This window comes from Acuticoccus yangtzensis, from assembly GCF_001927245.1.
GTDB lineage: Bacteria > Pseudomonadota > Alphaproteobacteria > Rhizobiales > Amorphaceae > Acuticoccus > Acuticoccus yangtzensis.
Window position 1 is genome coordinate 265,175 of sequence record NZ_MJUX01000006.1, and the last position, 22,762, is coordinate 287,936.

22 protein-coding genes are annotated in these 22,762 nt (G+C 69.3%); 10 read left to right on the forward strand and 12 right to left on the reverse strand.

The window, feature by feature from the left end; genetic code table 11:
- Positions 1–72: 72 nt before the first annotated feature.
- The 3 genes from BIX52_RS15905 to BIX52_RS15915 form a co-directional block, all read right to left on the reverse strand.
- The gene (locus tag BIX52_RS15905) at positions 73–837 is read right to left on the reverse strand and encodes an SDR family NAD(P)-dependent oxidoreductase (protein ID WP_075222064.1); all 765 of its coding nucleotides are present in this window, start codon (positions 835–837) and stop codon (positions 73–75) included.
- A gap of 110 nt (positions 838–947) precedes the next feature.
- Positions 948–2,264: an NAD(P)/FAD-dependent oxidoreductase gene (locus tag BIX52_RS15910; RefSeq protein ID WP_075222065.1), complete on the reverse strand. Its 1,317-nt coding sequence runs from the start codon at positions 2,262–2,264 to the stop codon at positions 948–950.
- A 9-nt stretch (positions 2,265–2,273) separates the two neighbouring features.
- A complete protein-coding gene (locus tag BIX52_RS15915) occupies positions 2,274–3,698 on the reverse strand; it encodes a glutamine synthetase family protein (protein ID WP_083551192.1) in 1,425 nt (474 codons plus the stop codon).
- 214 nt (positions 3,699–3,912) lie between these two features.
- Between BIX52_RS15915 and BIX52_RS15920 the strand changes: the two genes are divergently transcribed.
- Positions 3,913–4,851 carry a PRC-barrel domain-containing protein gene (locus tag BIX52_RS15920; protein WP_108676499.1) on the forward strand — a complete coding sequence of 313 codons (939 nt, stop codon included), beginning with the start codon at positions 3,913–3,915 and terminating at the stop codon, positions 4,849–4,851.
- Between the two features lie 123 nt (positions 4,852–4,974).
- Here the strand turns inward: BIX52_RS15920 and BIX52_RS15925 are convergent, their stop codons facing one another.
- Together BIX52_RS15925 and BIX52_RS15930 are read right to left on the reverse strand one after the other, a co-directional pair.
- Positions 4,975–5,817, reverse strand: coding sequence for a mechanosensitive ion channel family protein (locus BIX52_RS15925; RefSeq protein ID WP_075222067.1), 843 nt, complete (start codon positions 5,815–5,817; stop codon positions 4,975–4,977).
- A gap of 168 nt (positions 5,818–5,985) precedes the next feature.
- Positions 5,986–6,222 (reverse strand): hypothetical protein, encoded by a 237-nt coding sequence (locus tag BIX52_RS15930; RefSeq protein ID WP_075222068.1) that lies wholly within the window; start codon positions 6,220–6,222, stop codon positions 5,986–5,988.
- Between the two features lie 97 nt (positions 6,223–6,319).
- Between BIX52_RS15930 and BIX52_RS15935 the strand changes: the two genes are divergently transcribed.
- The gene (locus tag BIX52_RS15935; protein ID WP_075222069.1) at positions 6,320–7,303 is read left to right on the forward strand and encodes a hypothetical protein; all 984 of its coding nucleotides are present in this window, start codon (positions 6,320–6,322) and stop codon (positions 7,301–7,303) included.
- Positions 7,304–7,448: 145 nt separating this feature from the next.
- On the opposite strand, the gene BIX52_RS15940 is transcribed toward BIX52_RS15935, so the two are convergent.
- On the reverse strand, positions 7,449–8,117 hold the full coding sequence (locus BIX52_RS15940; RefSeq protein ID WP_171973591.1) for a LuxR family transcriptional regulator: 669 nt from the start codon (positions 8,115–8,117) through the stop codon (positions 7,449–7,451).
- Positions 8,118–8,381: 264 nt separating this feature from the next.
- Here BIX52_RS15940 and BIX52_RS15945 point away from each other — a divergent pair, with 264 nt between their 5' ends.
- The 6 genes from BIX52_RS15945 to ruvB all read left to right on the forward strand — a co-directional run bounded on the left by BIX52_RS15945 (position 8,382) and on the right by ruvB (position 12,279).
- The gene (locus BIX52_RS15945) at positions 8,382–8,648 is read left to right on the forward strand and encodes a hypothetical protein (RefSeq protein WP_075222070.1); all 267 of its coding nucleotides are present in this window, start codon (positions 8,382–8,384) and stop codon (positions 8,646–8,648) included.
- A 66-nt stretch (positions 8,649–8,714) separates the two neighbouring features.
- Positions 8,715–9,464, forward strand: a complete 750-nt coding sequence (locus BIX52_RS15950) for a YebC/PmpR family DNA-binding transcriptional regulator (RefSeq protein WP_075222071.1) — start codon at positions 8,715–8,717, stop codon at positions 9,462–9,464.
- A gap of 27 nt (positions 9,465–9,491) precedes the next feature.
- A complete protein-coding gene (locus BIX52_RS15955) occupies positions 9,492–10,040 on the forward strand; it encodes a DUF6653 family protein (protein WP_075222072.1) in 549 nt (182 codons plus the stop codon).
- Positions 10,041–10,132: 92 nt separating this feature from the next.
- On the forward strand, positions 10,133–10,630 hold the full coding sequence (ruvC, locus tag BIX52_RS15960; protein WP_075222073.1) for a crossover junction endodeoxyribonuclease RuvC: 498 nt from the start codon (positions 10,133–10,135) through the stop codon (positions 10,628–10,630).
- A gap of 21 nt (positions 10,631–10,651) precedes the next feature.
- Positions 10,652–11,263 (forward strand): Holliday junction branch migration protein RuvA, encoded by a 612-nt coding sequence (gene ruvA, locus BIX52_RS15965; RefSeq protein WP_075222074.1) that lies wholly within the window; start codon positions 10,652–10,654, stop codon positions 11,261–11,263.
- Positions 11,260–12,279 (forward strand): Holliday junction branch migration DNA helicase RuvB, encoded by a 1,020-nt coding sequence (ruvB, locus tag BIX52_RS15970; RefSeq protein WP_075222075.1) that lies wholly within the window; start codon positions 11,260–11,262, stop codon positions 12,277–12,279. Before ruvA ends, ruvB begins: the two co-directional genes overlap by 4 nt.
- Positions 12,280–12,525: 246 nt before the next feature.
- Here ruvB and ubiA read toward each other — a convergent pair whose 3' ends face one another.
- Complete coding sequence (ubiA, locus tag BIX52_RS15975; protein WP_075222076.1) at positions 12,526–13,476, reverse strand: 4-hydroxybenzoate octaprenyltransferase; 951 nt, start codon at positions 13,474–13,476, stop codon at positions 12,526–12,528.
- Positions 13,477–13,795: 319 nt separating this feature from the next.
- Here ubiA and purD point away from each other — a divergent pair, with 319 nt between their 5' ends.
- Positions 13,796–15,052, forward strand: coding sequence for a phosphoribosylamine--glycine ligase (gene purD, locus BIX52_RS15980; protein WP_075222077.1), 1,257 nt, complete (start codon positions 13,796–13,798; stop codon positions 15,050–15,052).
- Between the two features lie 232 nt (positions 15,053–15,284).
- Complete coding sequence (locus tag BIX52_RS15985) at positions 15,285–17,096, forward strand: choice-of-anchor Q domain-containing protein (protein WP_075222078.1); 1,812 nt, start codon at positions 15,285–15,287, stop codon at positions 17,094–17,096.
- A gap of 253 nt (positions 17,097–17,349) precedes the next feature.
- Here BIX52_RS15985 and BIX52_RS15990 read toward each other — a convergent pair whose 3' ends face one another.
- From BIX52_RS15990 to BIX52_RS16010, 5 genes are all read right to left on the reverse strand, one after another.
- The gene (locus tag BIX52_RS15990) at positions 17,350–18,759 is read right to left on the reverse strand and encodes a UDP-glucose dehydrogenase family protein (RefSeq protein ID WP_075222079.1); all 1,410 of its coding nucleotides are present in this window, start codon (positions 18,757–18,759) and stop codon (positions 17,350–17,352) included.
- A 21-nt stretch (positions 18,760–18,780) separates the two neighbouring features.
- On the reverse strand, positions 18,781–19,566 hold the full coding sequence (locus BIX52_RS15995; RefSeq protein WP_075222080.1) for a Crp/Fnr family transcriptional regulator: 786 nt from the start codon (positions 19,564–19,566) through the stop codon (positions 18,781–18,783).
- Positions 19,567–19,701: 135 nt separating this feature from the next.
- Positions 19,702–20,703 (reverse strand): UDP-glucose 4-epimerase GalE, encoded by a 1,002-nt coding sequence (galE, locus tag BIX52_RS16000; protein WP_075222081.1) that lies wholly within the window; start codon positions 20,701–20,703, stop codon positions 19,702–19,704.
- 55 nt (positions 20,704–20,758) lie between these two features.
- Entirely contained in the window at positions 20,759–22,075 is a 1,317-nt protein-coding gene (locus BIX52_RS16005) for a polysaccharide biosynthesis/export family protein (protein WP_075222082.1), read from the reverse strand.
- Positions 22,075–22,701 carry a sugar transferase gene (locus tag BIX52_RS16010; protein ID WP_075222083.1) on the reverse strand — a complete coding sequence of 209 codons (627 nt, stop codon included), beginning with the start codon at positions 22,699–22,701 and terminating at the stop codon, positions 22,075–22,077. The genes BIX52_RS16005 and BIX52_RS16010 overlap by 1 nt, the downstream gene beginning before the upstream one ends.
- Positions 22,702–22,762 lie beyond the last annotated feature (61 nt).

The window sequence follows — 22,762 nt, forward strand, 5'->3', positions numbered from 1 at the left end:
TTCCGCCACGCAGCCCGTCCCGCAGGGTCGCCGTCGCGACCGCAACAGGCGCAGGGCGGGTGGCGGTGTCGCTCAGCTCTGCAGGAACTTCACCATCGGCAACAGCAGCGCGCGCGGGCCGTGCCGCGTGACGACCGACGACATCTTGTTCTGCCAACCCGGCACGACGACGCGGCGTCCGGCGCGAAAGCCCTTCCACCCCGCGTCCGCCACCTCGGCGGAGGTCATGCGCTGGATGGTCTTGAAGAGGCGCGTCCTGTCCATCCCGGAGACCGCGCCGAACTCGGACGTTGTCGGCCCCGGGCAGAGCGCGGAGATCGTCACTCCCTGGCCGCGGCATTCCTCCGCAAGCGCCTCCGACAGGGAGAGCACGAACGCCTTCGTTGCATAATAGACCGACACGTAGGGGCCCGGCAGAAAGGCCGCGGTGGACGCGACGTTCAGGATGCCGCCGTGGCGCCGCTCGACCAGCGCCGGAAGGACGCGGTGGGAGAGCTCGACCAGCGCGCGGATGTTGAGGTCCACCATGCCGAGCTGCTGCTCCAGCGGCTCCTTTGCGAAGGCCCCCGCGTGGCCGAACCCGGCATTGTTGACGAGAACGTCCACCGGGCGGCCATAGCGCGCGACCTCGGCCATCAGCGCCTCGGGGGCGCCGCGATCGGTGAGGTCGAGCGGGACCACGTGGGTTTCGACGGGCAGCTCCGCGGCGAGCGCACGAAGGCGATCCTCGCGGCGGGCAACGAGGATGAGATCGACCCCGTCAGCGGCGATGCGCTGGGCGAGGGCTTCTCCGATGCCGGACGACGCGCCGGTGACGAGGGCGAGCTTTGGGACCATGAGGGGGAAAGTGCGATCTAAAGACAGAACGGCAAGGTTTAATCCATATTAAAACATGGAAATTCCGACCGGCGTCCCGCGGGATGGTGAAGTCGGTGCGGCGGACCGCCTCAGTCGCGGCTCTGGTCCGCGGCGCCTGGGCGCGGGATCTGCGGCAACGCGAGACGATCGCGGATCGAGAACCAGGTCATCGCGAGGACGGCGAGGGGGCCGAGAAAGCGTGTCCCGCCGGGAAATGGCGGGACCGGCATGTGGGCGAACACATCGAGCCGCCCCGTGTCGCCGCCGATGGCTTCGGCGATCACCTTGCCGGCAAACGTGGCGAGACCCAACCCCTGGCCGGAGAATCCGGCCGCGGCATAAACGCCCGGCTGCAACCGGCGAATGTAGGGACAGCGGGTGCGCGTGATCCCCAAGGTGCCGGACCACGCGGCGGCGATCGGCACATCCTTGAGCTGCGGATAGACCTCGTCGATGTAGGGCCGCACGATGGCGGCGACGTCGGCCGCCACGGGGCCGTAGCTCTCGCCTCCGCCGAAAATCAGCCGGTTCTCCGCGTCGACACGGAAATAGCGGATCACCGCGCGCGTGTCGGCCACCGCCTCGCCACCCGGAATGGGCGAGATGTCGAGCGGCTCCGTCGCGGCGATGTGGTTGACGAGGGGGAGCACCCGCGTCTCGATCCTGGGCTCCAGCCCGGAGAGGTAGCCGTTGCCGGCGAGGAGCACCGCATCGGCGGCGATCTCGTGCGCCCGTGCCCCGCGCCGCCGCACGGTGACGGTGACGCTGCCGGGCCCTGCGGTGTAGCCCTCCGCCGTCGTCATCGGGAAGAGGTGCGCGCCGGCCTTCTCCGCCGCCTCCGCCAGCGCGGTCACGAGGGCGAGGGGGTTGAGGTGCCCGCCGGTGGAATCGTGCGCCCCGCCGACATAGCGCTCGGTGCCGATGGCCGCCGCCAGCTCGGCGCGGTCCATGATCTCCGGCGTCACGCCGTAGCGTTCATAAAGGTGGTCGGCGTAGGAGCGGATATCGTCGAAGGCGGCCGGGGTGTGGGCCGCGTCGATCAGGCCGGGGCGGAAGTCGCAGTCGGCGCCGAACTCGGCCCGCAGCGTGTGGACGAGGCCGACCGCCTCTTCGCCGAGCTCCCATAGCTCGTCGGCCAGCGTCTCGCCGAGATGCTTGGTCAGCCAGATCTGATCACGCCGCTGACCGGGATGAAGCTGGCCGCCGTTGCGCCCGGAGGCCCCTTCGCCGATGCCGTTGGCCTCGATCACCGCCACGTTGCGTCCGGCGAGCGCCAAGTGATAGGCGGCCGACAGCCCCGTCAGCCCGCCGCCGACGATGACGACGTCCGCCCGCTCCGGCAGCGCGTCAGCCGGCGTTTCGGGCGCGGGAACCGCCGCGTCCTCGGCATAAACGGTGTCCGACATCAGCGCCCCTCAGACGTTGAGGAGGAGATACTCGCGCTCCCACGGGCTGATCACGCGCATATAGGTCTCGTACTCGGCCTGCTTGATCGCCCGGTAGGTGGACACGAAGCTCTTGCCGAAGATGTCGACCAGCGGGTCGCACTCCTCGAACAGGGTGATGGCGTTGAGGATGTCGCGCGGCAGGCCGAAGGGGAGTGCGGAGGCGGACCCGTCGATCGGATCGTCCGGGTGCTGGCCTTCGTCGAGCCCCAGCAGCCCGCACGCCAGCGAGGCGGCGATGGCGAGATAGGGGTTGGAGTCCGACGAGGGGATGCGGTTCTCCAGCCGCCGCGCACCGGGAGGGCCGTGCGGCACGCGCAGGCCCACGGTGCGGTTGTCGTAGCCCCAGGAGACGTTCGTGGGCGAGGCGGAATCGCGCACCAGGCGGCGGTAGGAGTTCACGTAGGGCGCCAGCACGCACATCACCGCCGGCAGGTACTTCTGGTGACCGGCGATGAAGTAGAAGAACTCCTTCGTCGGGTTGCCGTCGTCGTCCGAGAAGATGGTCTTGCCGGTTTCCGTGTCGACCAGCGAGGCGTGGATGTGCATCGCTGAGCCCGGCTCGCCGGACATCGGTTTCGCCATGAAGGTTGCGTACATCTTATGCCGCAGCGCCGCCTCGCGAATGGTGCGCTTGAACAGGAAGACCTGGTCGGCGAGGTCCACCGCGTCGCCGTGCAGGAGGTTGATCTCCATCTGCGCGGCGCCCTCTTCGTGGATGAGGGTGTCGATCTCCAGCCCTTGGGCCTCGGCATAGTCGTAGATGTCGTCGAACAGATCGTCGAACTCGTTCACGGCGGCGATCGAGAAGGACTGGCGGCCGATCTCCGGCCGGCCGGAGCGGCCGATCGGCGGCTCGAGCGGGTAGTCCGGATCGGTGTTCGGCTTGACGAGGTAGAATTCGATCTCGGGCGCAACGACCGGCCGCAGCCCCTTGCGCTCGTAAAGCTCGACGACGCGCTTCAACACGTTGCGCGGGGCGTGGTCGACCGGGCGGCCGTCCTTGTGGCGCGCATCGTGGATGAGCTGCGCCGCCGGGTCGGACGCCCAGGGCACGATGGCGAGGGTGGAATAGTCCGGGTCGAAGATGAGGTCGCCGTCGGTCGGATCGTAGACGAACTCGCCGTCCTCGGGCGGATAATCGCCCGAAATGGTCTGCGCGAAGATCGACGTCGGCATGGTGATGGAGGGGGAGCGGGCGAACTTCTCCGTCGGCATCATCTTGCCGCGGGCGACGCCGGCCTGGTCGGGGACGATGCACTCCACATCCTGGATCCCGCGGGACTTCAGCCATTCCACGGCGGACTTGTGGTCCGGCACCCCGCGGGCGCGGGTGGCGGTGGCGTCGAGCGCCGAGACGGAAGGAGGGGTCTTCTGATCCACGTGTGGTGCCATTGGGAGTGGGGCCCCGCATTGGGAGCATCCCCCCATCAGACCTCGCTCAGCCCTCATGTCAACGCCTGGGGCCCCGCGAAGGCGGCCAGGGCTGGCCCCGAGCCGTCATTTGTGGCGATCGGCGCGGCGCCTGTGGATGGGTCCGGCGTCCGCCGCGGCAACGGATCAGCGCGGTCATCCACCGGAGGGCACCCAACCGCGGTGACCGGGCGGCATGGCCGCTCCCAAAAAATCGCATGATGGATATAGCCGAAACGGAACCAAGCTCTCCGCCAGCCATTTATTCAGCGTGATGCAGCTGCGCCGCGAATGCAAGGTTCACCGAGGTGAAACCACGCAGCACGCAACAATCCGTCGGAAGAAAATTCCGACGTTATCAGAAACAGACCTAGAAGGCTTAGTCATGTCTGCGAAGAAAAACCTTTGGCTTGCGACCGCGTCTGCTCTGGTGCTGTTTTCGGCAGCCCCCGTCATGGCGCAGAACGCCCCGAATGTGACCGTGGTGAAGACAGACGGCCCGGCCGAGCAGGCGGGCGAGAAGATCGACAACGCCGCCGCCGCGACCGCTGACGCCGCCGGCGACGCCGCGGACGCCACCGTTGATGCGGCTGGCGATGCCGCGAACGCGACCGCCGACGCCGCTCACGATGCGGCCGACGCCGCCCAGTCCGCCGCCAACGACGCGGCTGAAGCGGCCGAAGAGACCGCCGACGCTGCCGATGCGGCGATCGACGAGGCGACCGAGGTCGACACGGAAGTCGCCGAGGGCACCCCGGTCGAGGGCCAGATCTTCGAGCAGTCGCCGAACACCTACCTCGCCTCTTCGCTCATGGGCGCCACCATCTACAACGCGTCCGACGAGGAAGTGGGTGACGTGAGCGACATGATCGTGACCGCCGACGGTTCGATCGAAGGCGTCGTGGTCGGCGTCGGCGGCTTCCTCGGCATCGGCGAAAAGGACGTCGCGATCGAGCTGAGCCGCGTCGAGATGACGACCGACGAGGACGGCAACCCGACCTTCATGGCCGATCTGACGGCCGAAGAGCTCGAGGCCGCCCCGGCCTTCATGACGGCCGAGGACGCCGCGATGGAAGCGGAAGCCACCTCCTCCACCGCCGGCACCATGGGCACCGCTCCGGCCGCGACCAACTAAGCGGCCTGCGCCGAACATAGACCGATCGTCGAAGGGGGCCGCCACGCGGCCCCCTTTTTCGTGCCGCCGGCTTCTTTCGGTGCCGCGGCTTCGTCGTTCGTCCCGCGCCTTCGTCGCGCTGCGTCAGGCCGCGTCCGCGGAAGGTCCGCTCGCCTTGGGCTGAACGATCTGGCGGTGCGGATAGGGGATCGACATCCCGTCCGCCTCAATCCTCTCCTTGGCGCGCTTGGTCAGCTCGCGCTTCATCGGCCAATAGTCGTCGGCGGCGACCCACACGCGCAAGGTGAGATCGACCGAGGATTCGCCGATATCGCTGACGAAGGCGTCCGGCGCGGGCTCGGCCAGCACCTTCGGATGGGTGTGCGCCAAGGTGCGCAAGGTGGCGAGCCCCTTGTCGATCGAATCGCCGTAGTCGATGCCGACGTCGATATCGAGCATCCGCGTGGCATAGACAGAGTAGTTGGTGACCGTCGCGCCCCAAACCTCCGAGTTGGGCATCAGCTTCTGAATATTGTCGAAGGTGGCGAGTTCGGTGAGGAAGAGGGAGATGGACTTGACCGTCCCCGCATGGCCCGAGACCTCGATATAGTCCCCGATCTTGAACGGGCGCATGACGATGATCATCACCCCCGCGGCGAGCGAGGTGAGCGAGCCCTGCAGCGCCAGGCCCACCGCCAGTGACGCCGCGCCGAGCACGGCGACGAGGCTCGCCGTCTGCACCCCGGCGATGTTGAGGGCGACGATCAAGAGGATCGCCAGGATCCCGTAGTAGAAGAGCGATGCGAGGAAGCTCTCGACGATCGGGTCGAGATGGTCCGAGCGGTCCAGATACCCCACCAGCCAGGCGCGAAGCCGCTTGGCCAGCCACCATCCGACGATGAGGACGACGACGGCGGTCAAGATGTTCATGCCCTGCACGGCGAGCCATGCGGTCAGGGACTCGATGAGCGAACGGGTCTGGTCCATAAGCGGCCTCGTTTATTCACGCCGCCATTGGAGACTGATCGGGCCGCGCGCGATACCCCCGACGTGCGGCGCGCCTCCCGCTGCGCGGTTCACCGAGCCCTCCGGACCTCATTCGCGGGACGCGGCGCCATCGCAGGCGGCACCTTGCCGCGGGTGTTCGTCGCCCACTCAGTCGCGCTCGCCGTCGTCTGACACGGCGTCGCCCGGCCCGTCCGCGTCGGCGGGAACCGGCCCTCCCCGGCCGGCCGATTGGCCCGCCGCCGAGCCGTCCGGCATCGCATCGTCCGGTGCCGAATCATCCGCGCCCGGCACACTCTCGCGACCGCGCACCTGCGCCTTGCGCCGCTTCAAATTGGCACGCAGCCGCTCCGCCAGCCGCTGATTGCGCTCTTCACGCTGCGTCACAATTTCATGCCCCCCGCGCGATGACCTTTGTTCCGTGCGCCCGCCAACCTTATCTAAGGCCCACCGATCGCGTCACCGATCAGAAAGGGCTTCTAGCATGAAACGACTGCTCGTCCTCGCTGCCGTCCTCGGCATGACGACAGCCGCCTCGGCACAAACCACGCAGATCCTCATCTACACCGGCGGCGCACCGACCGGCGAAGGCTCCACCTACCACAACGGCATGGGCCAGGCGGTGGAGGAGCAACTGATCGAGCTGGCCCGCCCGTTCGGCTACGAGGTGAAGCGCGTGCCCTCGGGCGGCGCGGTCGCCAACGCCAACGCCTGCGCCGCCGAGACCGGCAACATCTGCTTCGGCATCGGCCAGGGCGGGATCGACTACGAGGCGGTCGCGTCCGGCGGGGCGCAAATCATCCGCAACGATCTGCCGGGCGAATGCGCCATGGCCTTCACCACCGAGCAGCGCCTGCCCAACTGGCGCTCGGTGATGGACAATGCCCGCCGCGTGTCCTTCGTGGTTCCGGAAGGCTCAGGCTCGGAAGCCTTCATCCGCAAGCTCTTCGCGGCCGAGCCGTCGCTGCAGGGGATCGAGCCCACCTTCGTCTATGCGCGCGGCCAGCAGGCGATCTTCGAGGCGGTGCGGGCTCAGCGCGGCGCGGTCGGCGTCTTCTACGCCTACCCCAATCCGACCGACGGCATGGTCAACGCAGCCTATGATGCCGGCATGAACATCATGGGCATCCTGTCCCCGGCGGTGGCGGAGGGGTCGGACGACTTCTACCTCAACCGCAAGGCGCCCTACGACCTCTCCTGGTTCGGCCTGGGCGAGACGAAGACCGTTCCGGCCATGTGCTCCAAGGCGCTCCTGTTCGCTGGCAACCCCGACAAGCTGACCGACACCTGGGCCCAAGGCGACTACGAAGAGTTCATTCAGAAGCTGAAGGACATGCCCGCGGAGGCCTTCATCCCGCAGGGCGGCCCTCTCGCCAAACTCATGCTCGAAGTGGAACAGCTTTCGGAAGAATACGGCGTGACCGAGATGGTGCGCGATCTCGAGCAGCAGGTGTCCGAGCGCTTCTGACGACGCGCCTACCGCGGCTCGGCGGCGCCCGCCACCGCGCCGCCGGCCCTCTCCACGCTCCATGCTCCACGCGGCGCCCTCCGGGGCGCCGCCTCAACGCACCTTTGCGCCTTCTCCCGCCTCCGCCCCCGTCGCGGCCGCCTGATCAGCGCGGCTCGGCAAGCAAGCCCAGCCGCTCGGCCTTCACCACCGCCTGCGCCATCGTCGACGCATCGAGCTTCATGCGCGCCGACTTCAGGTACGTGCGCACGGTATGCTCGGAGAGGCTGGTGATGATGGCGATGTCGGGCACCTCTTTGCCCAGGCTGATCCAGTGCAGCATCTCCTTCTCGCGCGGGCTCAGCCGGGCGGGCGGCGCTTCGCCGAAGATCTCCGTCGTCGCCCGCGTGTGCAGGATCTGGCCGATCTCCAGGAAGACCGGCAGTGCGTCGAAGGCGAAATCCTCCCACACGTCGTCCGCCTCGTCGCTGTTGAGCGAGAGGATGCCCCGCTGATTGGCCCGGTTGGTGAGCGGGATGAGAAGCCCGGTCCGCCCCAGCCCGTGCCGCTGCGCATCGGCGAAGAATTCGTCGACTTCGGGCGTGCCGTCGAAGAGTTCGTGCCACATGAACGGCGTGGTGCGGCTAAATCCCTCACGGCCGACCGGGTCCACGCGCCAGTATTGTTTGAATAGATACCGCACGAGCCACGTCGGCGGATAGGTCGTGCGGACATAGGGGTCTTTTTGCGGATCGGCGCCATAGCGGGCGGCCACGTAGGTCACGTGCAGCACCATCGCGAAATGGTCACGAACGAGCCGGACCGCGCGGTTCATGCTGCGCGCTGTGCGGACCTCATCAACGACGTTGCCCGCCGCCCCGCCGGCCTTCCCGTCATCGTCCGTGGGTTTGGGGCGCTTGCCCATAAGGCCGACCAGTGGGTTCGATCAATCCCGGTTCATTTCAGACAAACGTGGGGTTGCGCAAGGGCAGAGCAGGGGCGCGCTGAGGGCACCCTCCCCAATTTGGGGATATACCGCGTGCGCCACACAAAAGTTATAAAACAGCACCTTAAACCAATTCGCATTGAGGAGCGCATAATGGCTTCCGCCATTATCGACGATAAATCCCTCGCCATCGCGCAGACCTTGTTTGCCAGCGGCAAGCGTTTCGACTCTGCAGCGATCGCCGACGCCCGCTACATGATGGAGGCCATCCATGGCGAAAAGGCGGCGATGACCGCCGTCGCCATCGCCTGCGACCGCCTCCTAGGGGAGAGGCTGGACGAATCCCGGTTCTGGATGCGAGTCTATCGCTCGATCATCGGGGCGGATACGGCCGACGCGGATTCAATGGCCATCCATTGATGGCAGCCACCCTACCGTTCACGCCCCTTTGCGGCTAAATACCGCCCACGAGTTGAGGGGACGACGATGGCTGGCCATTCCAAGTTCAAGAATATCATGCACCGCAAGGGCGCGCAGGACGCCAAGCGGTCCAAACTTTTCTCCAAGCTGTCGCGCGAAGTCACAGTCGCGGCGAAGATGGGGACACCCGATCCTGCGATGAACCCGCGACTGCGCCTCGCCGTCCAGGCGGCCAAGGCGCAGTCCGTGCCGAAGGACGTCATCGAACGGGCGATCAAGAAGGCGCAGGGCGACGAGGACGCCAACTACGACGAGGTCCGCTACGAGGGTTACGGCCCCGGCGGCGTCGCCGTACTGGTCGAGGCGTTGACCGACAACCGCAACCGCACCGCCGGTGTCGTGCGCGCCGCCTTCTCCAAGCACGGCGGGGCGCTCGGCGAAACGGGCTCCGTCGCGTTCATGTTCGACCGCGTCGGCGAGATCGAATACGGCCCCGAAGCCGGCGATGCCGACAAGGTGATGGAAGCGGCCATCGAAGCCGGTGCCGAGGACGTGGCGTCCGACGAGGAAGGCCACGTGATCACCTGCACCTTCGAGGACCTCGCCGAGGTCTCCGCCGCCCTGACCGAGCAGCTCGGCGAGCCCGCCGCGGTGTCGATCGTCTGGCGTCCGCAGAACACCACTCCGGTGGACGAGGACAAGGCCGCCACGCTGATGAAGCTCATCGACGTGCTGGAAGACGACGACGACGTCCAGAAGGTGTTCGCGAACTTCGAGATCCCGGACGACGTGATGGAGAAGCTCGCCGCGGCCTGACCGCAGCGCCCGGCGCCGGGGACCCGAATGCGCATCGGCCACGCCATAACCGCCATGATGGCGATGGACGAGGCGACGTGGGCCCGCCACGCCAACCCATGGAGCGTATGGACCAGGGTGCCGATCCTGGCCGCCTTCGCCCTCGCCCTTTATGCGCGGGCGTGGATCGGCGCATGGGCCGCGCTCCCCGTCGCTGCGCTCGTCGTGTGGACCTTCCTCAACCCCCGCGTCTTCCCGCCGCCCCGCGACCTCACGTCCTGGGCGGCCCGCGGGGTGATGGGCGAGCGGCTGTGGCTGGCGCGCAGGACACGGCCGATCCCGCGACACCACGTGCATGCTGCCACGGCGCTCCTCGCCGCCTCCGCCCTCGGCCTTCCCGTCCTCGCCTACGGCCTCGTCGTCCTCGATCCATGGGCGACGGCCTGCGGCACCCTCCTCGCCTCCGGCGCCAAGCTCTGGTTCGTCGACCGCATGGCCTGGCTCACCGACGAGATGGACGGCGCCACGCAAGCCCCTGGCGGCAGGATCGGCGAGACAGCGGGGGACCGTTCCGCCGGATCCGATGAGAACGGGTGACGAACGGTTCACTCCTGGCTGATAGTGCTGAACGTCCGAGGTGCGGGCCCTCGTTCCGTCCGTGCCGCACGTGTCCGGGCGAAGGGGTTCTCATGGTCACCATTTTGGGCATCGATCCGGGCTTGCAGGCGACCGGCTGGGGGGCGATCCGTGTCAACGGCTCCGCGCTCGCCTTCGTCGGCTCCGGGACGATCACCTCGAACCCCAAGGCCGCGCTCGCCGACCGCCTCGCCACGCTCTATGCTGGGCTGGAACGGGTGCTGACCGAGATCGCGCCGGACGAGACCGCCGTGGAGGCGACCTTCGTCTCGCGCGACGGTACGGCCACCTTGAAGCTCGGCCAGGCGCGCGGCATCGCGCTTCTCGCCCCCGCCGTCCGCGGCTTGCCGGTGGCCGAATATGCGCCGAACCTCGTCAAGAAGACCGTCGTCGGCGCGGGCCATGCCGACAAGCGCCAGATCCGGCATATGATCGGCGTGCTGCTTCCGAAATCCACCGCCCGGTCCGACCATGCTGCCGACGCGCTCGCCATCGCCATCTGCCACGCCAGCCACAGGCGCGCGCGCACCCGCATCGCCGCGGCGGCCTGACCTGCCGATGGAGGGACGCCGATGATCGGCCGCCTGAAGGGCACCGTCGCCGAGATCGACCGCGAGGCGCTGATCGTCGACGTCAACGGCGTCGGCTACGAGGTCTTCACGCCGCTGTCCGACCTTGCCCGCGCGGTGCCGGGCGAGGCGGTGACGCTCGTCATCGAAACGCTGGTGCGCGAGGACCTCATCCGCCTCTACGGCTTCCGCGACCATGCGGCGCGGGACTGGTTCCGCCTGCTGCAGAGCGTTCAGGGCGTCGGTGCCAAGGTCGCGCTGGCGGTCCTGTCGGTGCTGCCGCCGGACCAGCTCGCGACGGCGATCGCGATGAACGACCGGGTGGCGATCGCCCGCGCCCCCGGCGTCGGCAAGCGGGTGGCCGAGCGGATCGCGACCGAGCTGAAATCGAAGGCCCCGGCGCCCGGCATCGCGATCGCGGCGGCGGGCCTCGGCGCGGGGGGCACCCCGGCGGCTGCGGCGGACGAGGCGCTGGCGGATGCGGTCTCGGCGCTCGCCAATCTCGGCTATGACGAGGCCTCGGCCCGCGCGGCGGCGATGACCGCGCGCGCCGAGCGGCCCGAGGCGGGTGCGGCGGAGCTGATCCGCGCCGGCCTGAAGGCGCTGGCCTCATGAGCGAGCGCCTTCAATCGCCGGACGAGCAGCCGGACGACCACGACCGCGCGCTGCGGCCGCAGCGGCTCGCCGAGTTCATCGGCCAGCCGGCGGCGCGCGCGAACCTGGAAGTCTTCGTGAAGGCGGCCAGCGCCCGTGCCGAAGCGCTCGACCACGTGCTTCTGGTCGGCCCGCCCGGCCTCGGCAAGACCACTTTGGCGCAGATCGTCGCCAAGGAGCTCGGCGTCGGCTTCCGCTCCACCTCCGGCCCCGTGATCGCCAAGGCGGGCGACCTCGCCGCGCTCCTCACCAATCTCGAAGAGCGCGACGTCCTCTTCATCGACGAGATCCACCGCCTGTCGCCGCACGTGGAGGAGATCCTCTATCCGGCGATGGAGGATTTTCAGCTCGACCTCATCATCGGCGAGGGTCCTGCGGCGCGCTCGGTGAAGATCGACCTCGCGAAATTCACCCTGGTCGGCGCCACCACCCGTCTCGGCCTGCTGACGACGCCGCTGCGCGACCGTTTCGGGATCCCTCTGCGCCTCGAATTCTACTCGGTGGAGGACCTCACCACGATCGTCCGGCGCGGCGCCTCCCTCATGGGGATCGCCACCACCGACGCGGGCGCGGCGGAGATCGCGCGGCGTTCGCGCGGCACCCCGCGCATCGCCGGTCGTCTGTTACGGCGGGTGCGGGATTTCGCCATCGTCGGCGGTGCGGATGCGATCGACCGGGACATCGCCGACAGCGCCCTTCTGCGTCTCGACGTCGACGCGGCGGGTCTCGACGCGCTGGACCGGCGCTATCTGATGCTGATCGCCGAGCACTATGGCGGCGGCCCGGTCGGCATCGAGACCCTGGCGGCCGCCCTCTCCGAGCCGCGCGACGCGCTGGAAGACATCGTCGAGCCCTACCTTCTCCAACAGGGCTACCTCCAGCGCACCCCGCGCGGCCGCCTCCTCACGGCGCGGGCGTTCCAGCACCTCGGCATGACTCCGCCGAAGGGCCCGGACCAAGGCATTCTCTTCGGCTGATCGTTCGAAGGATCGGGGCGGGGTCAAGTGTCCGCGCGGAGCCACGCGCAGTCCGCTTCTTCAGCGGGCGAGCATGGCGAGCACGGGCACTTGACCCGGTCCCGATCCTTCGAAGCCTTGTATCAGGGTGTCAGCTCGGGCTTCTTCAGCCCGAACTGACCCCTGCCCGCTGGCGAAGCGGGGGGAGCGCGAGGGGGGAACGCCCTCGCGGGGCGATCCAACTCACAATGGCGCCGTCGTTCCGCCTCAGAGTCCCCGCATCCCCCCATCCGCGACCAGGCCGGCGAAGAAGAGCCACCCCGCCCACCGGTTGGACTTGAACGCGGCAAGGCAGGCGGCGGGATCGTCCGGCGACAGGCGCACCACCTGGCGGGCAAGATGCAGCGCGAAGGCGGCGAGGCCGATGAAGGACAGCACCCCGCCCCCCGCCAGCACCACAGCGGCGGTGAACATCGCCAGCGCCAGCGCGTAGGGGATGCCGACGCCGAGCTTATCGTTGCCTGAGAAGAGCCGCGCGGTGGAGCGCACGCCGATGATGGCATCGTCACGCCGGTCCTGATGGGCGTAGATCGTATCGTAGCCCACGGTCCAGGCGATGCTGCCGAGATAGAGCGCCACCGGGGCCCACCCCACTGAGGCGAAGGTGGCGGACCAGCCGACGAAAGCGCCCCAGGAGAAGGCGAACCCGAGGACCAGTTGCGGCCAGTCCGTCACCCGCTTGGCGAGCGGATAGAACGCCACGATGGCGAGGGACCCGAACGCCAGCAGCACCGTGAAGGCGTTGAACTGCAGCACCACCGCGAGGCCGACGAAGGCGAGGCCGACCATGAAGAGCATCGCCGCTTCGACCTTCACCTGGCCGGAGGGGATCGGCCGGGAGCGGGTTCGTTCGACGTTGGCGTCGATGTCACGGTCGAGGATGTCGTTGTAGGTGCAGCCTGCGCCGCGCATGACGATGGCGCCGACCATCAACAGGACGAGATGCCACACGTTGGGTCCGGTGCCGGCCGCGACTCCGGCGAGCGCCACGCTCCACCAGCAGGGCCACAGCAGCAGCCACCAGCCGATCGGCCGGTCGAACCGGGCGAGGCGGGCGTAGGGCCGCAGCGGTGCGGGCAGGAAGCGATCGACGATGTTGCGCACGGGCGCGTCGGCCACGCGGCCGTGGTTCAGGGTGGGGTCTGCCTGTGTCGACACTGTCGCTCCTTCATCGCATTGCGCCGGACGGCGAGGCGTCGGCGCCGGTTCGCCGCGCTCGGGCGGTCCCGTCGCGGCCGGTCCACTCCGCCCCCGGAGACGCGGCACGGTTCTCACCTTCCGCTCCGGGAGCCTGCGCGGCCGGCTTCACGCCGCGCTTTCGCCGCGCGCGGAGTTTCACCCATGCCGTCGCATGGTCTATGACGGCCCGCAAACCCCTGCGCGGATTTTCCTCCCTCCCCGGTGTGGAGACCCGCGCAGCCATCCCGTCAATCCGGAACGCCTGCGTGGCACCGGCAAGGAATAGGATCGTCGCGGCATGTCGTCTGTGTCAGAGGCCCCATCCGGGGCGCGGGTCTTGATCGTCGGTTCGGGCGGGCGCGAGCATGCGCTGGCCGCGGCGGTCAAACGCTCGCCCAAGGTGGCGCATCTGATGGTGGCGGGCGGCCCCAATGCGGGCCTCGCCGCCATCGCCGAGGAGGTCACCGACATCGACGCCGCGGCGGCCACCGCCGATCTCGTCATCATCGGCCCCGAGGGACCGCTGGCGGAGGGCCTCGCGGACCGTCTGCGCGCGGCGGGGCGGGTGGTGTTCGGCCCCTCGGCGGAGGCGGCGCAACTTGAATCCTCCAAGGCCTACACCAAGCACGTCTGCGCCATCCTGGGCCTGCCGACCGCGAAGGCCGAGATCGCCGAGAGCCTCGAAGATGCGCTGGCGGCGTTGAAGCGCATGGGCGCCCCCGTGGTTGTGAAGGCAGACGGCCTCGCCGCCGGCAAAGGCGTCGTGATGGCCGAGACCATGGAGGAGGCCGAGGCCGCGGTGCGCGACGCCATGGACGGCGCGTTCGGCGAGGCCGGCCACCGCGTGGTGCTGGAGGAAAAGCTCACCGGCCCCGAGGTCAGCCTGTTCGCCCTGTCGGACGGCAACGTCGTGCGCGAGTTCGCCTCCGCGCGCGACTACAAGCGGGCCTTCGACGGTGACGAGGGCCCCAACACCGGCGGCATGGGCGCCGTCTCCCCCGCCCCCGGCTTCACCGACGAGCTGGCCGAGGAGGCGATGACCACCATCGTGCGGCCGACGCTGGACTGGCTGGCCGACCGCGGCACGCCCTATATCGGCGTCCTTTACGCCGGGCTGATGCTGACCGAGGACGGGCCGAAGCTGATCGAATACAACGTGCGCTTCGGCGACCCGGAGTGTCAGATCATGTGGGAGCGCGTCACCAGCGACCCCTACGAGCTGATCTATGCGACCGCGGCGGGCACCTTGGAGACGGCGCCGCTGACCTTGTCGGACGGCAGTGCGGTCGGTGTCGTGGTGGCGGCGAACGGCTATCCGGGGCCGGTCGAGAAGGGCGAGCCGATCCGCGGTCTCGACGAAGTCGCGGCGGCGGGTGCGGCGGTGTTCCACGCCGGGACGCGGCCGGAGGGCGGCGAGGTACTGTCCAACGGCGGGCGGGTGCTGACCGTTGTCGCCACCGGGCCGACGGTGGCGGAGGCGCGGCGTGACGTTTACGCGGCGTTGACGCATCTCGACTGGCCGGGCGGCCGGATGCGGACAGACATCGCCCAATAAACCGCACCACCTGCGGCCTGTTTGTGGCGAACGGCACCCCGAAGCCATGAACAAGCCGCAATAACTCGCGTATTCGCAATCAACCACCAACATAACTCGCACAAAAATCTTCTGCAACCGCAGATGTGCGAGAGGCACAACGCGCAGCGGCGCACATTCGACCTCCTGAACATGCAGAACGCGGCGCACGACACCTTGTCCGAACAAGGGCGCGCCGCCCAGGAGGACCGCGATGCTCACCCTGACCGTCACCACCCTCGCCGACGAGGCCGCCGGAACCGATATCGAGGCGCTCGAAAGCCTCGACGGGTCCGGCCTGGCGCTGCGTGAGGCCATCGCCGTCGCCCTGTCCGCGGCCACTGGCGGCGAGGCGGTTGAAATCGTCTTCGACCCGTCGCTGGCGGGCGGCACCATCACCCTCGACCTCGGCGCGCTGGTGGTGGACTTCGACCTCACCATCCACGGCGATGCGCTGGAGGACGGGACCGGCGACATCACCCTGGCCGCGGGCGACCAATATTTCCTCGGCGACGGCCTGCTGGAGCTTCAGTCCGGCACCATCGCCATCGACAACCTCACCGTGAAGGGCGCCGCGGACCAGCCGCCGGTGACGAGCCCCGGCGCGGCCAGCCTGCTGTCCGGCATCGCCATCGGCGCCGACGCCGTCGTCGCGCTCGATTCCATGGAAATCACCGACAACTGGCTGAGCGGTGACGACGTGGCCGGCGGCGGCATCCGCAATTACGGCACTCTGACGCTCACCAACTCGGCAGTGACCGGCAACGGGGCGGGGTCCGGCCAGGCGGGCGGCTCGGGCGGCGGCATCTACAACGCCGGCGACCTGACGATGGACACGGTGGAGGTCTCCGGCAATTCCTCCTCGGGACGCGTGGTGCAGCCGGGCGCAGGCATCCACAACGACGGCGTCTTGCGGATGACCTCCTCGCTCGTCACCGGCAACACGGGCGGGCTCGGCGCCGGCGTCTACAACACGGGCGAGATGATCGCGGTAAACTCCACCATCGCGCTCAACACCATCGGCGGGGCGCGGGCGGGCGCCGGCAGCGGCATCGAGAACGAGGGCGACCTCACGCTGACCCACACCACCGTAGCCGGGCACCAGACGGACGACCCCTTCTACGGGCCGACACCGGAGATCAACGGCAGCGGCGACGTGCGGCTCGTCAACAGCATCGTCTACGATTCCAGCGACGGGGCGGCGGTCACCGGCGGCATGCTGACCTTGGACGGCGGCAACATCGTCGGCCGCACGCTCTATGACGAAGAGACCGCGCTCGGCACCACCAGCGCCGACGCGCTGTTCTGGGACGGCATCACCCTCAACGACAATGGCGGCCCGCTGCCGACCATCAACCTGCGCTCCTCCTTCACCAATCCGGCGGTGGATGCGGGCGACTCCAGCCTCGCGACCGACGTCTACGGCAACCCGCTCACCACCGACGCGCGCGGCCTCACCCGCGACGTGGACCACGCGGACTATGGCGGCGGGCCGGGCGGCTCGATCGACCTCGGCGCGGTGGAGCGGCAGACGCTGGACGGCGACCTCGTCATCGACGGCGAGACGTACCGGGTGCGCACCTACGGCCGCGAGCAGGATTTCGGCGATTTCGACGTGACCGCGGACGGCAGCGCCATCACCCTCTCGGGCAATGCATGGAAGGTCGTGTCCACCTTCAGGATGACGGAGGACCTGATGCTGTCCTTCGATTTCAGCTCCACCGACGAGGGCGAGGTCCAAGGCATCGCCTTCATGACGCAGGACGGTGTCAGCGCCGGCAACACGTTCCAGCTCCTCGGCAGCCAGCTCTACGGCAATCAGGACTATGCGGGGCAGGCGTCCGCGGACGGCACGGCGACCCGGTTCGAAATCGCGGCGGGCGCGCTCGTCGACGACGATCTGATCGGCGAGTGGGTGAGCCTCGTCTTCATCAACGACGATGATGCTGGGCCAAGCGCCAACGCCACCTTCGCCGATCTCACGTTTGAGACCACGGGGGACGACCTCGCTCTGCTGGCGGGCTGAGGCGGCGGCGGGCGGGGCGGGCGGGGCGATCCGCTCCGCAACGCCGCCCTTGTGCAGCGCAACAAAAACGGGGATGCGCCCGGTTGGCGGGGGAGGCCGCCGGGCGCATCCGTAGGGGGTGGCGACGAATTCGGCGTGCGTGATCGGCCGCCGAATTCGTCGCCGAAACTGGGATTTGCGGTGCATGGCGCCCGAGCAGCGCCGCGCGTGTTGCCGCAATGTTAGCGCATGTTGCGCTGCAGAAAAGCCCTCATTATGAAGACAGCAAAGAAAGTTTCGGACCACCCGCCCCGGCGACCGTACCCGCCTCGGCCACGGATCCGGCCACACCTGGCACGTCGCCGCTGGCGGGCCGCCCGATGGAGCGGTAGGTGAGCCCCGCACGCTCCGCCGCCTCGGCCGTGTAGATGTTGCGCAGGTCCACGAGGGCATCACCCCGCATCACCGCCTTCATCCTACAAAGATCCAAGGCGCGGAATTCGTTCCATTCCGTCACGATGACAGTAATGTCGGCGCCGGACATGGCCTCGTAAGCGCCGGGCGCGAAGGCAACGTCGAGGTGCTTGGCCGCCTCGCCCATGCCTTCCGGGTCGTATGCCGTCACCTCCGCCCCCGCCGCCTGCAGCGCGGGGATGATCGTCAGGCTGGGCGCCTCGCGCATATCGTCCGTCAACGGTTTGAAGGTGAGGCCCAGCACGGCGGCCTTGCGCCCTTCCAGCCCGCCCGGCCGCAGCGTGCCACCCGCAGCCTCGGCCACCACGTCCGCCATCCGCTCCTTGCGGCGCTGGTTGGCGGCGATCACCGCGTCGACGATCGACACCGGCGCGCCGTAGTCCTCTGCGGTCGCGGCCAGCGCCAGCGTGTCCTTGGGGAAGCACGAGCCGCCATAGCCCGGCCCCGCGTTGAGGAACTTCGGCCCGATGCGCTTGTCGAGCCCCATCCCCTTGGCGACGTCCTGCACATCCGCGCCGACCCTCTCGCACAGATCCGCCATCTCGTTGATGAAGCCGATCTTGGTGGCGAGGAAGGCGTTGGCGGCATATTTGGCCAGCTCAGCCGTGCGGCGCGTGGTGAAGAGGATCGGCGTCTCGTTGAGGAAAAGCGGCCGGTAAAGCTCGCGCATCGCCGCCACCGCACGCGGGCTCTCGGCGCCGACGATCACCCGGTCCGGCCGCTTGAAGTCGCCGATCGCCGCGCCCTCGCGCAGGAACTCCGGGTTGGAGGCGATGTCGACGTCCGCCCCCGGCGCGGCCTCGCGCACGATGGCCTCCACCTCGTCCCCGGTGCCCACCGGCACGGTCGATTTGGTGCAGATCACCGTATAGCCCTTCACCAGCCCCGCCACCTCGCGCGCGGCCGCGTAGACGTAGGTGAGGTCCGCATGCCCCCCGCCGCGACGGGACGGTGTGCCGACCGCGAGGAAGACCACGTCCGCCGCGGCCACCGCCTCGGCCGGATCGGTGGTGAAGCTGATGCGCCCCTTCTCGGCATTGACGGCGATGAGGCGGTCCAGCTCCGGCTCGAAGATCGGCACCTCACCGGCGTTGAGGCGGGCGATCTTAGCCGGGTCCTTGTCGACGCAGGTGACGGTGTGGCCGAAGTCGGCGAAGCAGGCGCCCGAGACGAGGCCGACATAGCCGGTGCCGATGATGGTGACGTTCATGGGATCAGGCCTCAGCGATCGTCAGAGGGTGGCGAACTGCGCGGAGCGGGCGGAGATGGACGCGCATCCGGCGGGAAACGGGGCGGGCAGCCGGTAGCGCGGCGCCGTATGGTCGACGCGCCGCCGCAGCCGCTCCGGCTCCAGAAGGGTGATGGTGCGCCCCGTGCGGTCGAGCGAGCCGTCCTTGCGCAGTTGCATCAGCACGCGGTTGAGGTGGACGACCGAAAGGCCCAGCGCCTCGCCCAGCGCCTGCTGCGTCAACGGCAGCTCGAACCTGTCGTCCTCCACCAGCCCGGCGACGGCCAAGCGGTCGTGCAGGTCGAGCAGCAGGTGGGCCAGCCGCTCATAGGCCGACTGGCGCGTCAGGCGGACGATGGAGTTCATGGTGATCGCCTCGTCGATCCCCATGAGGAGCAGCACCGCGCTCGCCACCGGGTCGTCCGGGCCGACGGCGGCGATGTGCTCGCGCAGCTCCGTCGCGTCGGCCAGCACCACGTCGGTGACGCATTCCACGTTGGTGAGCGAGGGCACCGCCGGGTGGAGCGAGAAGTTGACGAAATCGCCCGGCAGCAGATGGCCGAGCACCTGCTGCCGCCCGTCCTGCAGCAGGTTGGTGCGCTGCATCCATCCCTCCACGATCACCTGAGGGCGGGTCTGCACCGCGCCGACCTCGCTGACGAGGCTCCCGCGCGGATGCGTCGTGGTGCGTCCGAGCAGGCGCTCCAGACGGGTGAGGGTGGACGAATTCGTGGGGCTCAGCGCGTCGATCCGCCGGCTGATGGGCCGGAGCTTTGAGGTCACGGTCACGCTCGTCTCCTTGGCCGGACGCGGGAGACCCACGCCAGGCGTCGAGGGAAGTCATGCGGCACGCGGCGTCGCGCCGGTGCCGGTTCTGGGGACAGCGCACGGCGGCGGCAGGGCCGCGCGGCGCGCCGCGAAACCTCATGCGATCAGAGTGCTGATCCCTTCCGTGCGGCGCAGATCCTGGTGGAAGGCCCAGGCGTCGCGGATCATCGCCTCGATGTCCTTGCGCGGCTGCCAGGCGAGGAGGCTCCCCGCCCGCCGCGCGTTGGCGACCAGGCGTGAGGGATCGCCCGCGCGGCGCGGCCCGTGCACTGTGGGCACCGGCCGCCGCGTCACCCGCGACACCGCCTGCACGATCTCCGACACCGAATGGCCCGCCCCGGTGCCGACATTGACGGACACGCCGCCGCCCCCGTCGAGCAGGTGGGACAGCGCCGCAACATGCGCCCGCGCCAGATCCTCGACGTGGATGTAGTCGCGCACCGCGGTGCCGTCGGCGGTGTCGTAGTCGGTGCCGTTGATCTGCAGCGCCGGGCGCAGGCCCAGCGCCACGTCGAGCACGATCGGGATGAGGTGGGTCTCGGGCTCATGCCACTCGCCCACCGCCGCGTCCTCCGCCGCACCGGCGGCGTTGAAGTAGCGCAGCCGCACCGAGCGCAGCCCGTAGGCCGCCTCGTAGCTCGCCAGAATGCTCTCCACCATCGCCTTGGACGTGCCGTAGGGCGTGATCGGGCTGCCCGCCGCGTCCTCGCCGATCGGCCCGCTGGCCGCGTTGCCGTAGATCGCGCAGGTGGAGGAGAAGACCATCTGGTTCACACCGTATGTCTTCATCACCTCCAGGAGGTTCAGCGTCCCGGCGACGTTGACGTCGAAGGTCTCCTGCGGGTCGGCGGTGGAGCGCGGCACGATGGACTGCGCCGCGAAGTGCATCACCGCCACCGGGCGCATCGCCTGGATGGTGCGCGACAGGGTATCGGGGTCGCGAATATCGCCGGGGACCAGCGGCCCCCATTTGCAGAAATGGCGGTGGCCGGTGGAGAGGTTGTCGTAGACGACGGGCTCGAACCCGGCGGCCGCCAGCGCCTTGCAGCAGTGGCTGCCGATATAGCCGGCCCCGCCGGTGACGAGGATCCTGTTCATCACTCCACTCCGTCAGAAGACGCGGGCGCCGGGGGCGCAGCCGCGGGATGAGCGTTCAGTTGAGCGCCGTGTCGCTGGAGAGTTCGGACGGCAGGTTGGGTGTGGGATCGAAACCTGCGCCCGCCCCGTCGATGTCCGGGGCGCGCACTTCTAGGACGTCGCCCGGCCGCAGCACCGTGCCGGGCGCGGCGGTGAAGGTGCGCGAGGCGGCCCCCTCCCCCTTGCGGGTGACGACGACGGCGACGGTGCGGTCGCGATCCTCGGCGTTCAGCTCCGCGATGGTGGAGCCGAAGCGCGCGGCCTCGGAGAACAGCGCGCCCGCTGTGTTCAGGCGCACGTCGATGCGGCCGAGCTCGGTGCGCTGGTCCTGCAGCTCCGAGACGATGGTCACCCGTCGCTGCCCCTTCAGCTCCAGCTCGTCGCGCTCGGCCTCGTTGCGTTGCTGCTCGGCGGCGAGAACGGCCGTTTCCAGCTCCAGCACCCGCGCCTCGGCGTCGGCGAGCGCACGTTCGGCGCTGTTGGCGCGCGAGGTCTGGCTCAGGCCCCGGTCGACCAGGCCGCGCATGGTCTCGAGCTCGGCACGGGTCGCCGCGACGACCTTCTGGCGCGTCGCCGACTCCTGCCGCATCGTCTCGATGCGTTTCGCCACCAGGGACTTCAGCTCCTCGATGGAGGCGAGCGCGGCGGCGTGGTCGTCCTGGCGGGCGCGCATCACCTCGGCCTCCACCTCCAGGTATGCGGCGGCGAGCGGCTCACCCTGAAGCTCCGGCGGGACCGGGATCTCGGTCGCGTCCGCCTTCTCCGCCTCCAGACGGGCGATGGTGGCGAGCGTCTTCATGCGCTCCAGCTCGAGCAGCCGGTGGTCGCCCAGCGCGCGGGCGGCGTCCCTGTCGGTGCGCGAGAAGATGGTCTGCGAGCGCCGCACCCCGCCGGCCACCGCAATCGCCTGCATGGCGGTGAGGCCGGGGCGGAACGGGAAGGCACCCGGCGTCTCCACCGCGCCGACCACGAAGAAGGGCGCATGCTCGGCCACCTTCAGCGACACGAAGATCTCGTCGACGATGCCGAGGCGGTCCTGCAACGCGGCGGTCATCGCCGCCGACAATTCGCTGACCGTGCGCCCTTCCACCGCCACGCGGCCGATCACCGGGAGGGCGACGGAGCCGTTCGCCTCCACGGCGAACTCGCCGGTCATAAAGGGGAGCGGGGTCAAGGTGCGCGTCTCGGTCGACCATGATGCCGCGTCGAGCGCCAGCGTGTCGAGCGCGGACACCACGTCACCGGTCTCGGCCGCCGCCGGGAGGGCGACGAGCGCGCCCGGAACCCCTGCGACGAGCGCCGCGACGACCGCCAACGCCTTCGCGCGGCGCATCAGTAGCTGCCCCGGCTGGCGAGGACGGCGGGCACGGTGAGGAGGATGATCCGCACATCGCGCGCGAAGGTCCACGTCTTCACATAGTGCGTGTCGAGCGCGATGCGGCGCTGGAAGCCGACCGTGCTGCGGCCCGAGATCTGCCATGGCCCGGTGACGCCGGGGCGGACCGACAGGTAGGCGCGCGCCTGATGGCCGTAGCGCGCCAGCTCCTTCTCGGTCACCGGGCGCGGGCCGACGAGGCTCATCTCACCGCGCAGAACATTGAGAAGCTGCGGCAGCTCGTCGAGGCTGGTCTTGCGCAGGAGGCGGCCGAGCGGGGTCACGCGCGGGTCGTCGCGCAGCTTCTGCGTTTCGGCCCACTCGGCGGCGGCCGCGGGGTGAGCGGCGAGGTGGTTGGCGAGGACGGCGTCCCCGTCCACCACCATGCTGCGCAACTTGAGGCAGCGGAACGGGCGTCCGTCCCGGCCGACGCGCACGTGGCCGTAGAAGAGCGGGCCGGGGTCCTTGAAGGCCATGGCGACGGCGACCGCACCGATGACCGGCGCCGCGACGACGAGGCCCGCCGCGGCGGCCACGATGTCGAGCGCACGTTTGGCGGCTTGCCCGGCGGCGTTCCCCTCCACGGGGGCCACCCCGCCTAGGGCGAAATACCTAGACCTTGACGACGGCGCGCGCCACAACCGG

Bases quoted from the DNA above. Each gene is read 5' to 3' on its own strand.
- BIX52_RS15905 (WP_075222064.1), bottom strand. From the start codon at position 837: ATGGTCCCAAAGCTCGCCCTCGTCACCGGCGCGTCGTCCGGCATCGGA.
- BIX52_RS15935 (WP_075222069.1), top strand. From the start codon at position 6,320: ATGAAACGACTGCTCGTCCTCGCTGCCGTCCTCGGCATGACGACAGCC.
- purD (WP_075222077.1), top strand. From the start codon at position 13,796: ATGTCGTCTGTGTCAGAGGCCCCATCCGGGGCGCGGGTCTTGATCGTC.
- BIX52_RS15955 (WP_075222072.1), top strand. From the start codon at position 9,492: ATGCGCATCGGCCACGCCATAACCGCCATGATGGCGATGGACGAGGCG.
- BIX52_RS15945 (WP_075222070.1), top strand. From the start codon at position 8,382: ATGGCTTCCGCCATTATCGACGATAAATCCCTCGCCATCGCGCAGACC.
- ruvC (WP_075222073.1), top strand. From the start codon at position 10,133: ATGGTCACCATTTTGGGCATCGATCCGGGCTTGCAGGCGACCGGCTGG.
- BIX52_RS15985 (WP_075222078.1), top strand. From the start codon at position 15,285: ATGCTCACCCTGACCGTCACCACCCTCGCCGACGAGGCCGCCGGAACC.
- BIX52_RS16005 (WP_075222082.1), bottom strand. From the start codon at position 22,075: ATGCGCCGCGCGAAGGCGTTGGCGGTCGTCGCGGCGCTCGTCGCAGGG.
- BIX52_RS15950 (WP_075222071.1), top strand. From the start codon at position 8,715: ATGGCTGGCCATTCCAAGTTCAAGAATATCATGCACCGCAAGGGCGCG.
- galE (WP_075222081.1), bottom strand. From the start codon at position 20,703: ATGAACAGGATCCTCGTCACCGGCGGGGCCGGCTATATCGGCAGCCAC.
- BIX52_RS15910 (WP_075222065.1), bottom strand. From the start codon at position 2,264: ATGTCGGACACCGTTTATGCCGAGGACGCGGCGGTTCCCGCGCCCGAA.
- ruvB (WP_075222075.1), top strand. From the start codon at position 11,260: ATGAGCGAGCGCCTTCAATCGCCGGACGAGCAGCCGGACGACCACGAC.
- BIX52_RS15990 (WP_075222079.1), bottom strand. From the start codon at position 18,759: ATGAACGTCACCATCATCGGCACCGGCTATGTCGGCCTCGTCTCGGGC.
- BIX52_RS15920 (WP_108676499.1), top strand. From the start codon at position 3,913: ATGGCCGCTCCCAAAAAATCGCATGATGGATATAGCCGAAACGGAACC.
- BIX52_RS15925 (WP_075222067.1), bottom strand. From the start codon at position 5,817: ATGGACCAGACCCGTTCGCTCATCGAGTCCCTGACCGCATGGCTCGCC.
- ruvA (WP_075222074.1), top strand. From the start codon at position 10,652: ATGATCGGCCGCCTGAAGGGCACCGTCGCCGAGATCGACCGCGAGGCG.
- BIX52_RS15940 (WP_171973591.1), bottom strand. From the start codon at position 8,117: ATGAACCGCGCGGTCCGGCTCGTTCGTGACCATTTCGCGATGGTGCTG.
- BIX52_RS15915 (WP_083551192.1), bottom strand. From the start codon at position 3,698: ATGGCACCACACGTGGATCAGAAGACCCCTCCTTCCGTCTCGGCGCTC.